This is a genomic window from Candidatus Palauibacter irciniicola (assembly GCF_965208695.1).
Lineage (GTDB): Bacteria > Gemmatimonadota > Gemmatimonadetes > Palauibacterales > Palauibacteraceae > Palauibacter > Palauibacter irciniicola.
In genome coordinates this window covers 3,001,939-3,015,599 of record NZ_OZ242352.1, presented here as the reverse complement: position 1 = coordinate 3,015,599, position 13,661 = coordinate 3,001,939, and the positions used below count along the sequence as shown (strand labels likewise).

Genomic DNA, 13,661 nt, shown 5'->3' with positions numbered 1-13,661 from the left:
GACGATGGCCGTGATTCGCGACATGATGCCCGCGTTCGAGCTCTTCCAGCCGACGAGCGTGGACGAGGCGCTGGACGTGCTCGAGCGCCACGACAACACCTGGGTCCTGGCCGGCGGCCTCGACTCGATGGACTGGTTCAAGGACCGCATCAAGCGGCCCGACGTCGTCGTCGAGCTGGGCTCCGTGAGCGAGCTGACCGGCATCCGCGCGAGCGGGGACGGGCTCGAGATCGGCGCCATGACCTCGCTGCGCGACGTGGTGGCGAACGAGGACGTGCGGTCCCGCTTCGGACTCCTCGCCGACGCCGCCGCCCAGGTGGCGACGCCGCAGATCCGGAACCAGGGGACGCTGGGCGGCAACCTCATCCAGGACACGCGCTGCTGGTACTACCGCGGCGGGTGGCCGTGCTACCGCGCGGGCGGGAACATCTGCTACGCGGGGACGCCCCGCTCCATGAACCGGGAGCACGCCGTGACCGGGCAGAGCCGCTGCGTGGCGGTGAACGGGGCGGACACGGCCGGGGCGCTGGTCGCGCTCGGCGCGCAGATGCTCGTGCGGAGCGCGGGCGGCGAGCGCGTCTACGAGGCCGAGGACTTCTTCGTCGGCCCGGAGATCGACATCGAGCGCATGACCGTGCTGGAGCCGGGAGATCTCTTGACGCACGTGCACATCCCCGGCGACTGGGCGGGCGCGCGCTTCTACTGGGAGAAGGTCCGCGACCGGAAGTCGTGGGACTGGGCGCTGGCCAGCGTGGCCGCCGCGATCGTCGAGTCGAACGGCACGATCGAGCGCGCCCGGATCGCGATCAACGGTGTGGCCCCGACGCCGGTGCGGCTGACGGACGTCGAGGACCTCATTCAGGGGATGCCGGCGAACGACGATACCGGCATGGCAGCCGGAGAACTCGCTACGCGCGGCTTCAAGCCGCTGCGCCACAACGACTACAAGGTGCCGCTCGCGCGGAATCTCGTCCGGCGCGCGGTGCGGGGAGACATGGCCTAAATGGAGATCCTCAGAACGGCGCCGAATCCCTGGGGCCAGGAGGTACTCGTCGGCGTCGCCTGGGATCTGCTCTGGGCCGCCGCCATCGCCGGCTTCGTCTTCGTCGTCGGGCACCATCTGTACGTCTGGATCATGGCGCCCAAGGCCCCGAAGACCGCGCCGGAGCCGGCTCAGGAAGTGCCCGAGCGGGTGGAGCGCCACTCACAGGCGTCCCGGACCTTCCACTGGCTCATGGCGGCGACGATGCTCACGCTGCTGGTCACGGCGTTCTTCCCCGTGATCGGCGTCCAGTTCGCCTGGGTCACCATTCACTGGATCGCCGGCATCGTCCTCACCCTCCTCATCATCTGGCACATCATCCACGCCTCGACGAAGCAGGACTTCTGGTCCGTGTGGACCGGGGCGAAGGAGATCGGGCAGGCCTTCCAGGCGGCGGGGAAGTTCCTGCGCCGCCAGCCGGCCAAGGAGGAGCGGTCCGGCAAGTACCCGCTCGACCAGCGGGCCTACCACAACGCGGTAACGCTCGTCTCGCTCGGAGTCATCGTCACGGGGATCCTCATGATGGTGGGGGTCGACACCTGGTTCTGGGCGAGCAACCCGTACTTCCTCTCCGACTCCACATGGGGCCTCGTGTTCGTCCTGCACGGGCTGTGCGGGGTCGTGCTCGTCACGATGGTCATCGCCCACGTCTACTTCGCCATCCGCCCGGAGAAGCGCTGGATGACCCGCTCCATGATCAAGGGCTGGATCACGCGCGAGGAATATCTCGAGCACTACGACCCGGACCTCTGGAAGCTGGGCACGGAGCCGGCCGGGGCCGAACTGGCCGGGGGGAGCGCGTCGTCCGCGGATCCCGACGGGGTCGTGCCCGCTTGAGCCGCGAGGAGCTGAAGGCTCACATCGAGGTCCTCGAAAAGGCGTACGAGTTCTCCCTCTCCTACGCCGCGCTCGGCGCCGAGCGGGAGGAAGCCTCGAAGGTCGGGGGCCAGTTGCGGGAATACCTGAGCCGGGCGGATGCCGCGCTCCGGGCGCTGGCGGACGACCTCGGCGGGCTGGTCGCAGCCGAGGGGCTGGAACCGGCGGGCCCCTACCGCGAGATGATCGACGTGACGTCGGCCGACGCCGCGCGGGCCGGGGCGGCGGTCCGGATCGTCCTCGCCCAGGAGACGATCAGCTCGCAGTTGATCGACAACCTCAACGCCTCGTCCCACCTGCGGGCGCTCCTCACCGACCTCTTCCTCCTCGACGACGTCGTCTGACCCGGACGGGCCCGGCTACGAATCCGTCCGGGTGAAGGTGAAGGTGCCGATGGGTTCGTCGGAGAAGGGGCTCTCGCCCCTCAGACTGCGGATCGGTTCCTGCGGCTGGGTGTCGTCGTTGGCCGACGTGTACAAGGGCCCGCTGTCCGTCCCCGCGTCGTAGGGGTAGAGGACGACCTCGAGTTCCTCGATCCAGTTTCCCTCGTCGTCCCGTAGCGGGAGTCCCGACACGCCCACGAACCAGTCCGGGCTCGGGGCGATCATCGTGACGAGGGTGACGAGCGGGAAGTCGGCGCGCAGCGCGATCGCCTGAATCGTCGTGCTCCCGGGGCTGCGGATCCCGGACCCATTGACGACCGCCAGCGCGGCTCCCGGGATTTCGGCCTGTATTTCGGCGGCCAGCGTGGACGTGCCGCCCGTCTCGGCCATGCTCTCGATCCCCGGCGTGGCGGTGCCGTCCCGAGCCCAGAAGGTCACGCCGGCGTTGTGCACGGCCCCGATGAGCGGCGAGAAGTGCGCGCCGCCCGGAAAGTTCGTCGGGTGCGTCGAGGCGCCCCACGTCGCCTCGAAGACCGCGCGGTACGTCGCCGTGGTCGCCGCAGCGGGTGGCGGCTCGGGCTCCGGGTCCGGTATCGAAACGGGCTCGGTCCCTGAATCACCGCATGCGGCCACGACGACGAGCGCAACCGTGAGCGTCAGCAGACCGAGCCGGGTCTCGAGAAAGCCGTTGAATGTCGGAGTCATGATGACTCTAACCACCGGACGCCGGACAAGGTTCCAGAGCTAGCCGGAACTGGCGTGCCAGGCGGCGAGGACCTCGGTTTCCAACTCTGCCGGGAGGCCCGCGCGTGGCTCGGCGCGGCGATCCTCGGGGAGCGAGTTCCACCACTCGACCGTGTCGCGGGCGGTGTCGGCGAGCGGGCGGAACGTGAGCCCGGCCTGCACGGCGGCGGCGACCGAAACCTGGTTCATGCCGACCGTTTCGCCTGCGGGCGGCGTCCAGTTCGTCATGTGCATCCAGGGCGCCACTTCCTGCTCCGCCATGAACTCCGTCGGCACCCAGGTGAACGTGGCGTCGGAGCCGAGCGCGCCGCGAATCTCCTCCAGCATGTCGCCGAACTGCTGTATCTCTCCCGTGGCGTTGTACGTGCCCCCGTTTCCCGGAGTCTCGACGAGGCGCACGATCCACTCGGAGAGGTCGCGGGCGTCGACGTTCTGCACCGGGTCGGCAGGGGTGTTGGGGGCGAGCACCTCCCCTCCGCGGTCGACCCGGACCGGCCAGTACGTCCAGCGGTCCGTGTTGTCGCCGGGCCCGATGATGAGCCCCGGACGCACGTTGATCGCGTTCTCGCCGAAGGCGTCGCGCGCGTACTGCTCGCAGCGCGCCTTCCTGGGGCCGTAGCCTCCGTCGTCCTCGGCCTCGTCAGGCGACAACTGCCCGACGTGATAGTCCTCGTCGATCCCGACCTGGGCGAAGTCCGCGTAGGCGGAGATGGAGGAGACGAAGAGGTAGCGGTCGACCTGGTCGCGCAGGAGTTCGGTCGTCGATGCGACCCAACTCGGGTAGGAGGCGGAGTTGTCGATGACGGCATCCCACTCTCTGCCCTCGAGTGCCGACAGATCGCTCGTCCGATCACCGATCAGGTGCTCGACACGCTCGAAGTAGTCCTGGTAGAACGGCGGCTCGGTCTGCCCGCGCGTGAAGATCGACACCTCGTGGCCCCGGTCGAGCGCGTACTTCACCTGGTGCGGGCCGATGAAGCGCGTCCCGCCGAGGATGAGGATGCGGAGCGGGCCGGCCTCGCCCCCCGCGCAGGCGGCCGAGCCGAAGGCGCCGAGCACGCCGAGCGCCCCACCGGCGCGGGCGGATGTCTTCACGAACTCTCGTCGGGTCTGGTTCCACGCCATCGTGATCTACTCCCTTTCTGTGCCTTCCTCGCCCGGCGCCCTCTCTTCGGCGCGGGGTCCGGACCAGCCGTACGCGTGCGCCACCGTGATCGCAATCTCCGCCGCGAGCTCGCTCCCGGAGTCGGAGTTCGTCATCACGAAGACGCCGTCGTCGCCGTCGATGTATGCCGCAAACGTGCAGCGGAAACCCTGGTTCGAGCCGCCGTGCCGAAAGCGTTCACCGTCCTCGGAGATCGCCGGGCCCAGCCCCCAGTCGTCCGCGTCGGGCGTCAGCATCTCCCGGGCGAGCGCTTCTCCCAGCACGCGGGTCGACTCGCCCTTCCAGGCATGCTGCATCTCCCGGGCGTAGAGCGCGAGTTCGCTCGGCGTCGTCCACAGCCCGGCGGCCGCCTGTTCCGGATAGGTGTGCCACCCGCCGGGGACCCGGTCGCCGTTCGGCCGGTAGCCCGTCGCAATGTCGTCCCGGCGCTCGGGGGAGATCGGCTGCTCGTACGTCGAGCGCGCCATGCCGATCGGGTCCAGCACCTCCTCGCGCATGACCTCGGCGAACGGCTTGCCGTGGAGGTCCGCCACGAGTTGCTGCATCACGGTGTAGCCGCCGCCGGAGTAGCGCCAGCTCTCCCCCGGCGCCTTGTAGACGCGCACGGGGTCCGTGTTGCCGTGGCCGTCGAGGACGCCCGGCCCGTCCGGCGCCTCCTCGTCCGGCCCGTACCCGGGGAAGCCCCAAACGGTGAGGCCGGCTCGGTGCGTGAGGAGCCCCCGCAGGGTGACCGGCGCCTGCTCCGTGAACTCGTTCCCGGGCACTTGCCAACTCGTGAGATGGGCGTTGACGTCGCCATCGAGGTCGACGCGGCCCGACTCGACGAGCCGCAGCGCGGCGAGCGCGGCCACGGGTTTGGAGATGGAGGCCGCCTGGAAGAGCGTGTTCGGGGTCACGGGCCGGGCCGATTCGACGTCGGCGAGCCCGTAGCCCCGGGCCCAGGCGATCTCGCCGTCGACCAGGACCGCGACGCTGACGCCGGGCACGCCCAGTTCGGCCATGCGGTCCGCAAGCGAGGACCGTACGACGGGCTCGCCTCGAACCGTGAAGGCGGGCATCAGCGACGACTCGACGAGCGCCTGGGGGGAGCCGTCCGCGACCCCCTCCGGCACGGAGCTGTCGGGCGTGGGCGGCGGCGCGCACGCGAACGCGGCCGAGGTCCAGGCGATGAGGACGGTCCGGGCTTTGTTCACGATCCCTTCCCGAATTTGCAGTCGTACCAGCTGCGGCCGATCCCGAGGTCGACGCGCAGGGGAACCGACAACTCGATGGCCCCCTCCATCTCCTCGCGCACGATCCGGCCGATGGCTTCAACATCGGACTCCGGGGCCTCGATGAGCAACTCGTCGTGCACCTGCAGCAGCATGCGGGCCCCGGTCCCCGCGAGACGCTCGTGCAGCCGGATCATCGACACCTTGATGAGGTCCGCCGCGGATCCCTGGATCGGGGAGTTCGTCGCGGTCCGTTCGCCGTATCCGCGAATCCCGGGGTTCCTGGACCGGATCTCGGGGATGTAGCGGCGGCGTCCGAACAGCGTCTCGACGTAGTTCCGCTCCCGCGCCACTTCCTTCATCTCCTCGAGGTAGGCCGCGACGCCCGCGAACCTCTCGAAGTATCCGGCGATGAACTCGCTCGCCTGCGCCCGCGCGATGCCGAGCTGCTGCGCGAGCGCGAACGGGCCCTGGCCGTAGATGGTCGCGAAGTTGATCGTCTTCGCCTGCTCGCGCATGGTCGGCGTGACGTCAGCCGGCTCGACCCCGAAGATGCGGGCCGCGGTCTCGCGGTGGATGTCGCGCTCCGCGCGGAACGCTTCCACGAACGCCTCGTCCCCGGAGAGATGGGCCATGACCCGGAGTTCGATCTGGGAGTAGTCCGCTCCCACGAAGAGGTGATCCGGGGCGGCGATGAACCCCTTCCGGATCTCGCGCCCCAGCGCCCGCCGGATCGGGATGTTCTGGAGGTTCGGGTCGGAGGAGGAGAGTCGGCCCGTCGCGGCGATGGTCTGGTTGAAGCGGGTGTGGATGCGTCCCCGGTCGTCGATGAGCCGCGGGAGCACGCTCACGTACGTGCCGTCCAGCTTGTCGAGTTCCCGGTGTTCGAGGATGAGGCGCGGGAGGTCGTGGCCCATGGTGGCGAGTTGCTCGAGCACGGATTCATCCGTCGAGGGGCCGGTCTTCGTCTTCTTGAGAACGGGCAGCGCGAGCCGGTCGAAGAGAAGCGCCCGCATCTGCGGCACGGAGCGGAGGTTGACCTCGGTGCCGGCGATCTTGTGGATCTCCGATCGCACGGCGTCGAGATCGCGGCGCAGGCGGGCTCGCAGGTCGCCGAAGAAATCGAGGTCGATCGCGATGCCGGCCCGCTCCATGTTCGCGAGGACCGTGACGAGCGGCATCTCCACCTCGCGGAAGAGGCGGCGCATGCCCGTGCGTACGAGGTCGGCCTCGTCGACCTTCGCGAGGCGGTGCAGGAGGGCGGCGCGCGGCCCGGCCCACTCGACGACGCGCTCGGGCTCGATCGATGCCAGCGGAAGACGGTTTCGTCCGGTGCCCGTGATGGCGTCGCCCGTCTCGAGGGCGACGTTCAGGCGGTCGGGGCCGAGCGTCGAGAGGGCGCGGTCGCGGCGGGCCGGATCGAGGCAGTACGAGGAGATCTGCGTGTCGAACGCGACGCCGCCGTCGAGGCCCCCCAACTCGACCCCGTGCCGGCGCAGGAGCTGGGCGGCGTACTTGAGATCGTGCCCGAGTTTCGGCGTGTCCGAGGCCAGCAGGTCGCGCAGGCCTCGCATGTCGGCCGACGCCAGCCCCGGCAGGCCCACCGGCTCGCCCGCATCGAAGGCGAGCGTCGGGTTTCCCGCCGCGTCGTGCTGGACTTCCGGTGCCCGGTGCCCGAGGGGCAGGTAGAAGGCCTGGTCCTCGGAGGCGGCGAGCGCGAGGCCGACGAGGTCGGCGGCGACCGGATCGTCCGAGCTGCCCGCGGCGAAGAGTGCGATGCGCGGAGCCCGGGAGCACTCGGCCAGCACGGCGCCCAGCCGATCCGTGTCGGCCACCACGTCCACCTCGGGGGCGAAGCGCTCGGCCTCGGTGGCCGGGGCTTCCAGTTCCCTCAGCAGATTGTGGAACTCCAGGTCGCGGAACACGGACTCGGCTTTCCCGGCGTCCAGCGGCCGTGACCGGAGGCCCTCCAGATCGAGGTTCACGGGCGCATCGGTGCGGATCGTCACCAGTTGCCGCGAGCGCCGGGCGTCATCCGCATGCTTGAGAATCGCGTTTCGGGCGCGGGCCGCCGTGATCTCCTCGGCTCGCGTGAGGATGGACTCCAGGTCGCCGAACTGCCGGATGAGGGCGGGCGCGATCTTCTTTCCGATGCCGGGCACGCCGGGGACGTTGTCGGACGAGTCGCCGAGCAGCGCGAGGAAGTCGGTCACGCGCTCCGGGGGCACGCCGAACCGCTCCTCGGCGTTTTCCGGCGTCACCCACACCTGATCGACTCCGGCGGGTCCCCCTCGGCCCGGATTGAGCAAGGCGGTGCGATCGTCCACGAGCTGGTGGAAGTCCTTGTCTCCGGAGACGATGACGGTGCGCAGCCCCTGGCCCGCGGCTTTCTGCGCGAGGGTCCCGATCACGTCGTCCGCCTCCCACCCTTCCGCTTCGATGACGGGCACCCGGAAGGCGTCGAAAATCTCCCGGCATCGGGGGAGGGATGCCCGGAGTTCGTCGGGCATCTTCTCTCGCGTGGCCTTGTACTCCGGGTAGATGTCGGTGCGGAAGCTGTCGCCGGCGTCGAACGCGACGCCGAGATAGTCGGGTGCGTGATCGGCGATCAGCCGCATGAGGAAGCGGGCGATGCCGTAGGGGGCGGACGTGTTTTCGCCGCTCGAGGTGGTGAGCGGGCGGTTGATCATGGCGAAGAACGCGCGGTAGATGAGCGCGTAGCCGTCGAGCAGGAAGAGCGACGGACGAGCAGCCTGTGAGGGCTTCACCACGTCGGGCGCCGCCACATGGGGGTCACGGGCTGTCTGGGCTGGTCAACATGGCATCCAGTATGGCCGGGGGGCTGTCCGCGGCAAAGCCCGGCGACGAAAAAGCGCCCCGCCGGGGGGGCGGGGCGCGTGAAGCTCCGGCTCGGCTACGGTGTTCGGTCAGGCGGTGCGCACGACGCGGGTCGCGTGCAGGCCCTTGTCCCCCTGCGTGAACTCGAAGTCCACTTCCATCCCTTCAACGAGCGTCTTGTACCCGTCCATGTCGATGGATGAGTAGTGGACGAAGACGTCATCGCCGCCGTCGGGTTGCTCGATGAAACCGTACCCCTTGGAGTCGTTGAACCACTTTACCGTACCTGATGGCATCCTGCCTCCTGCGTACCTCGGTGATGGGTGTTGCGGGCGCTCCGCGCAGCTGGTTGTGCGTCGTTTTTTCGCGCCGCTGGACACGAGACGTTGCTATGCTATGCGAGCAATTTGGACCCGTCAACACGCCATCGGGAACGACCGTATCAGGGGTTCGGAACGCCCAGGTCCGGGTACAGCAAGCGGTAGATTTCGGCCAGTTCCGTGACCGCCCGGACGTACTCGCGCGTCTCCCGGTAGGGGATCCGCTCGACCAGTTGTTCCTCGTCCGAGAACTCCGGGAAGTCGCGCCAGCGCGTGTAGCGATGGGGGCCGGCGTTGTACGAGATCATCCCCGCGATATCGAAGCCGTCGAAGCGGCCGAGAACTTCCGCCAGGTACCGGGTCCCGAGCATCAGGTTGACCTGCGGGACCGTGAGCTGGTGACGGCGATAGCCTGCGAGTCCGGCGCGGGACGAGACGTTGCGGGCCGTCTCCGGCAGGAGTTGCATGAGACCGATGGCATTGGCGACGGAACGGATCTCCGGGTCGAACATCGACTCGCGACGCGAGAGGCCGGCGACGAAGTGCGGCGGGAGTCCGTTCCGCTCGGCCGCGGCGACGAGGGCCTCGCGGAAGGGCAGCGGATAGATCGCTTCGAGGAGCGGGCGGGTCCAGCGGCCGCGAATCGCCTGCGCCCTCCACCCCTCGCGAATCCCCTCCCGCGTCCATTCCGCCGCGTTCAGGGCGTGCGCGAAGGCAAGGATCGCGCCGTAGGTCGACGGTCCGCGCGCGCTGGCGCGTCGGTATTCCCGGCGCGCGCGTTCGGGCCACCCGACCTCTCGCAACTCGTTCATGCGCCGGAGCGCGGCCGCGTGGATGGGATCGAGGTCGGGCAACGGCTCGGCGTCCCCGAGTCCGACCGCGGCCAGGCGATCCGTGCCGGTGCGCGGCTCCGCGAGGATGGCGTAGTAGTCGAGCGGGTTGTACCTGAGGGCGCGGGCGTAGAAGGCGCTCGCGCCCTGGGTGTCGTCCAGCGCTTCCGCGACCTTGCCGCCCCAGTAGATCGCTCCCTGGATCCACTCGCCCTCCGGGTAGCGCTCGCGGTATTCGGCCAGAAGCGAGCGCGCCTCCTCGTAACGGCCCTCGTGGTACGCGAGGAGAGCGAGCCGTTCCAGCGACCGCATCCCGTAGCTCGCTCCCGGGAACGCGCGGTACGAGCGTTCGAAGCCCTCCGCGGCGATGTCGGGGCGACCGGCATCGTGCTCGAGGTCCGGCAGGAGGTAGGCGGCGCGGGCGGCGACATCGCCCGAGCCCCGGGCGGCCGTCTCGTGCGCCTCCTCGGCGTCGCCGTGGCGCCCGAGCGCGCGGTAGATGCTGGCGGCGAGCATCCACAGCGACGCGCGGGGCGCGGTGACGGAAGCGGGGTCCCCGGTCCACGGGGCCAGCGCCTCCGCCGCCCGCCCGGGAGCGCCCAGCGCCATGTACGCCGATGCGAGGGATTCGGCGATGCCCGGGCGTTCGGCCGCCGGTGCGAGTTCCAGCGCCTCCGCCAGGTAGCCGGCGCCGCGCGAGTGACGCCCGGCGCGGGTGTCCGAGCGCCCGACATCGCGCAGCGTCCGCCAGGATCGCGTGAGTGCGAGGAGGGCGGGTCCCGTCTCCGGCGTCTGGAGGCCTCTCCTGATCGCATCCGCGAAGGCCGACGCGGCCGAGGCGGAGTCCCCGGTCGCCAGGTAGTGCGGTCCGAGGTGCCGGGCGGCGAGGACGTTCCGGACGCCCTGGCCGCCGCGGCTCGCGAGCGCGGCCCCCCGTTCGGGATCCTCCAGCTCGAACGCCAGGCGGGCTGCCGGGAGGAGCGCGGAATCCGCCGGCACGCGGGCCTCGCGCACGATCGAATCGGCGAGGGCGAAGGCGTCTCGGTCCTCGGCCTCCGCCACGGCGTAGAGGCGCGAGAGCCGCAACCACGGAGCGAGTTCCGGGTGTTCGCCCTCCGCGAGCGCGAGCTGGTCCCGCGCTTCGTACCACTGGTAGCGCCGGTAGGACACGCGGGCGAACTCGACCCGCGCACGGAGCGGAGGCGTCCCGTCGATCCCGTCCAGATACGCGCGGTAGTGCGCCGCGGACCGGGTCAGGCTGTCGAGCCCCGCGTACGCCCGCGCCAGGAGGAGCGTGGCCTGCGACCGCGCGGCCGGCGTCGAGCCGTCACGCTCCGAGAGGAGGCCCAGCACGGAAGCCCATGCCCGCTGATCCGCGAGGGCCCGTGCCGCCAGCAGCACGGCCTCGTCGCCCTCCAACTCGCCCGCGGCGAGCGCGGGCGCCAGGAGAGCCGATGCCGAGACCGGCATCCGGGCATCGAGAAGGTGCCGCGCCCGTTCCAGCACATCGGGGCCGGGCGTGCGTGCCGTGTTCCCGGCCTGCGCGGCGAGCGCGGACGCCAGGACCAGCGTCAGTAGCGACCCCAGCCAGGGACCGCGTACCCGGTGGATGCGCACGAGGCGCCGGATTCGCCGCTGAACATGCACAGGAAGGCCTCCTTCCACGTCGTCCCCACCCCATTTCGCGCCGGGGCCCGGCACTGCTGGCCTGCGGCCCGACACCGAACTTCGACGCTCCGGTGCCCTCGATGCAAGCGGAAGGCCCCCGGCCTCCACACGAAAAACGGCCCGCCGGGATGGCGGGCCGCTTGTTCGGAACCCCTCGTGCGCGCCGGGAACGCCCCGGCGACCGGCTTTTCCCTTCTTCTAGCCGGCCGCGCGCTCGTGCAGCGCGTCGATGAGACGCTGGGCGCTCTCTTCCATGTCGATGACGAGGCGGTCGATCTTCGTCACGAAGTAGTTGTGGAAGATGTTGATCGGAATCGCGATCGTGAGACCCGTGGCGGTCGTGATGAGCGCCACCTTGATCCCGCCGGCGACCAGCGTGGCTTCCACCTCGCCCGCGATCTCGATGGCCTGGAAGGCCATGATCATCCCGATCACGGTCCCGAGGAAGCCGAGGAGCGGAGCGACGTTCGACAGCGTCGCCAGCCACACGAGACCCTTCTCGAGCCCCGCGACTTCGATGGCGCCGGCGTTCTCCACCGCCTGCGTCGCGCGGTCGGTCCCTTCGTTGTAGCGCGAGAGCCCCGCGCTGAGGACGTTCCCCGCCGGAGCGCCGGACTCTGTGCAGACTTCGAGCGCCTCATCGAGGTTACCGGCGGCGATCTGTTCGTCGGCTTCCCGGAGAACGGTCTTGTTCTTGCCGCCCTTCAACTGCAGGTCGACGAGCTTCCAGAGGATGATGAGGACTCCAATGGCGAGCGCGGCCCCCAGCGGCCACATCATCCAACCCCCGGCCTCCCAGATCTCCGCCAGATTGAGCGTCTGACCCTCACCCAGCGTCAGTGTCTCCTGCAACCAGAGTTTGGACGCGATCAAGGTGGTCCTCCCGGTAAGCGGTAAGGTTCATCGATTGACTGACTCGCAACGTCCGGCGCGGATGCGCCCGAGTACGAGCGGAACCAAGCTAGAAGCGGTCTGCGGGACCGTCAAGCGGCAGAACGGGACCGCTACCGGCGCCAGAGCCAGGCGCCGGAGCGGTGGACGCGCTCGTAGCGTGTCGCCAGGCGGATCAGAGCCGTGGAGGTCGCGATCGCGGCCGAAGGGTTCGCCGAGGCGGCGGCGGGCGCGGCGGGCGCACCGAACGCGCGGGCCACGTGGTCCGCGAGGCGCTCGACGATGAGGCGGCCGTCGGGCAGCGGGTCGAGCAACTCGTTCAGGCCGATCGCGGGTCCCTTCCCGGAGACCTCGGCCTCGGCGCGCTCATGCGGCCCGACATCGCGTCCGTCCAGGTCGCCGAGGCGCTGCCTGTCCTCCAGGAGGATGGACCCGTGCTGAAGCAGGCCCCCGTGGCGGCGGCACTGGGCGCTGCCCACGAGCTTGCGGCCGCGCGCGGTGAGTTCTTCCGGGGCGGGATCGCGAAAGCAGCTCGCGGCGGAGATGCGGGCGGCCTCGGCGACACTCGCCTCCGCATCGTCGGCCCGAACCGCGTCGAGCGGGACGCCCAGGGCGCACAGCCCCTCGGCCAGTGCACGGTGCACGGCTTGCAGCACGGCCCGGGGCCCGCCCCACGCCCGCGCCGGACACGAGAAGGCGTACGTAATCTCGGGTCCGTGAAAGACGGATCGGCCGCCCGTCGGCCGCCGAACGGCGTCGACGCCGGGGCGGAGGTCCTCGGGAGAGCGCCCGAGCAGCCGGTCCGGCGCCTCCTGATGCCGCCCGAGCGACAGGCACCAGGGGTCCCAGCCGTAAAACCGGAGGAGCGTCGAACCGCCCGCGGCGAGTTCGAGCATCGCCTCGTCCACGGCCATGTTGCGGGCGCCGTCCGCCACGGCGTAGGGGAGTACGACGCACGGAGATCCCCGGGGCCGGGCAGGGGCGCCCCGCGCGGTCACAACTCCAGAGCCTCTCCGGGCTGGAGGATCACGACCTCGGCGGTGTCGCCCACGGCGTCCACGAAGCGGGCCGGATCGACGTCGATCAATTCCCATGTGCCGTAGTGGTTCGGAACGGCGATGCGGGGCTCGATCATCTCGATCGCGCGCGCGGCGTCCTCGGGGCCCATCGTGAAGTTGTCGCCGATCGGCACCAGCGCCACATCCACCTCCCCGTTCAGAAGCTCCATGTCGCGCGTGAGCCCCGTATCTCCGGCGTGGTAGACGCGCGTGCCGTCCACGGTGAGGAGGATGCCGGCGGGCGTCGTCGTGTACGCCTCCGCGCCCGGCGCGTCGATCTTCCCGCCGTGGAGGGCCACGGTGAGCTTGACGCGCCCGAACGGGAACTCGTGGGCGCCGCCGATGTGCATGGGGTGGGCGTTCGCGTGCCCCTGCACCTCCCCGGCGTACGACACGATCTCGTACGTGGCGATGAGCGTCGCGTCCGTCGCCTCGAGGATGTCCCAGGCGTCCGCGATGTGGTCGCCGTGCCCGTGCGTGAGGAGGAGATAGTCGAGGCGGTCCGTGAAGTGCTCCGGTCCGACGACCGCCACGGGATTCCCGGTCAGAAACGGGTCGATGAGGATCCGCGTGCCGTCCGCCGTTTCGATCTCGTAGCAGCTCTGGCCGTGAAAGACGAGTCGCGCCATTCGCTT

Annotated in this window: 12 protein-coding genes; 3 read left to right on the top strand and 9 right to left on the bottom strand. The window is 70.2% G+C overall.

The window, feature by feature from the left end; genetic code table 11:
- The first annotated feature begins 4 nt into the window (after nucleotides 1-4).
- Genes ACOGI9_RS13080 through ACOGI9_RS13070 form a run of 3 tightly spaced genes read left to right on the top strand, consistent with a single transcriptional unit; the run spans nucleotide 5 to nucleotide 2,262 of the window.
- The gene (locus ACOGI9_RS13080; RefSeq protein WP_419857554.1) at nucleotides 5-1,003 is read left to right on the top strand and encodes an FAD binding domain-containing protein; all 999 of its coding nucleotides are present in this window, start codon (nucleotides 5-7) and stop codon (nucleotides 1,001-1,003) included.
- Nucleotides 1,004-1,879, top strand: coding sequence for a cytochrome b/b6 domain-containing protein (locus ACOGI9_RS13075; RefSeq protein ID WP_419857553.1), 876 nt, complete (start codon nucleotides 1,004-1,006; stop codon nucleotides 1,877-1,879). It abuts the gene before it with no gap.
- The gene (locus tag ACOGI9_RS13070; protein ID WP_419857552.1) at nucleotides 1,876-2,262 is read left to right on the top strand and encodes a hypothetical protein; all 387 of its coding nucleotides are present in this window, start codon (nucleotides 1,876-1,878) and stop codon (nucleotides 2,260-2,262) included. Before ACOGI9_RS13075 ends, ACOGI9_RS13070 begins: the two co-directional genes overlap by 4 nt.
- A 15-nt stretch (nucleotides 2,263-2,277) precedes the next feature.
- Here the strand turns inward: ACOGI9_RS13070 and ACOGI9_RS13065 are convergent, their stop codons facing one another.
- From ACOGI9_RS13065 to ACOGI9_RS13025, 9 genes are all read right to left on the bottom strand, one after another.
- Entirely contained in the window at nucleotides 2,278-3,006 is a 729-nt protein-coding gene (locus ACOGI9_RS13065; protein ID WP_419857551.1) for a spondin domain-containing protein, read from the bottom strand.
- A 39-nt stretch (nucleotides 3,007-3,045) separates the two neighbouring features.
- Nucleotides 3,046-4,140, bottom strand: coding sequence for an NAD-dependent epimerase/dehydratase family protein (locus tag ACOGI9_RS13060; protein ID WP_419857550.1), 1,095 nt, complete (start codon nucleotides 4,138-4,140; stop codon nucleotides 3,046-3,048).
- 36 nt (nucleotides 4,141-4,176) lie between these two features.
- Nucleotides 4,177-5,403 (bottom strand): serine hydrolase domain-containing protein, encoded by a 1,227-nt coding sequence (locus ACOGI9_RS13055; RefSeq protein WP_419857549.1) that lies wholly within the window; start codon nucleotides 5,401-5,403, stop codon nucleotides 4,177-4,179.
- The gene (gene polA / locus ACOGI9_RS13050; RefSeq protein ID WP_419857548.1) at nucleotides 5,400-8,189 is read right to left on the bottom strand and encodes a DNA polymerase I; all 2,790 of its coding nucleotides are present in this window, start codon (nucleotides 8,187-8,189) and stop codon (nucleotides 5,400-5,402) included. Before polA ends, ACOGI9_RS13055 begins: the two co-directional genes overlap by 4 nt.
- 159 nt (nucleotides 8,190-8,348) lie before the next feature.
- Nucleotides 8,349-8,555, bottom strand: a complete 207-nt coding sequence (locus ACOGI9_RS13045; RefSeq protein ID WP_419857547.1) for a cold-shock protein — start codon at nucleotides 8,553-8,555, stop codon at nucleotides 8,349-8,351.
- Between the two features lie 146 nt (nucleotides 8,556-8,701).
- Nucleotides 8,702-11,056 carry a transglycosylase SLT domain-containing protein gene (locus tag ACOGI9_RS13040; protein WP_419857546.1) on the bottom strand — a complete coding sequence of 785 codons (2,355 nt, stop codon included), beginning with the start codon at nucleotides 11,054-11,056 and terminating at the stop codon, nucleotides 8,702-8,704.
- Nucleotides 11,057-11,275: 219 nt separating this feature from the next.
- The gene (locus tag ACOGI9_RS13035; RefSeq protein WP_419857545.1) at nucleotides 11,276-11,950 is read right to left on the bottom strand and encodes a MotA/TolQ/ExbB proton channel family protein; all 675 of its coding nucleotides are present in this window, start codon (nucleotides 11,948-11,950) and stop codon (nucleotides 11,276-11,278) included.
- A 131-nt stretch (nucleotides 11,951-12,081) separates the two neighbouring features.
- A complete protein-coding gene (locus tag ACOGI9_RS13030) occupies nucleotides 12,082-12,903 on the bottom strand; it encodes a lipoyl protein ligase domain-containing protein (protein ID WP_419857544.1) in 822 nt (273 codons plus the stop codon).
- A 59-nt stretch (nucleotides 12,904-12,962) separates the two neighbouring features.
- On the bottom strand, nucleotides 12,963-13,655 hold the full coding sequence (locus ACOGI9_RS13025) for a metal-dependent hydrolase (protein WP_419857543.1): 693 nt from the start codon (nucleotides 13,653-13,655) through the stop codon (nucleotides 12,963-12,965).
- Between the last annotated feature and the right edge of the window lie 6 nt (nucleotides 13,656-13,661).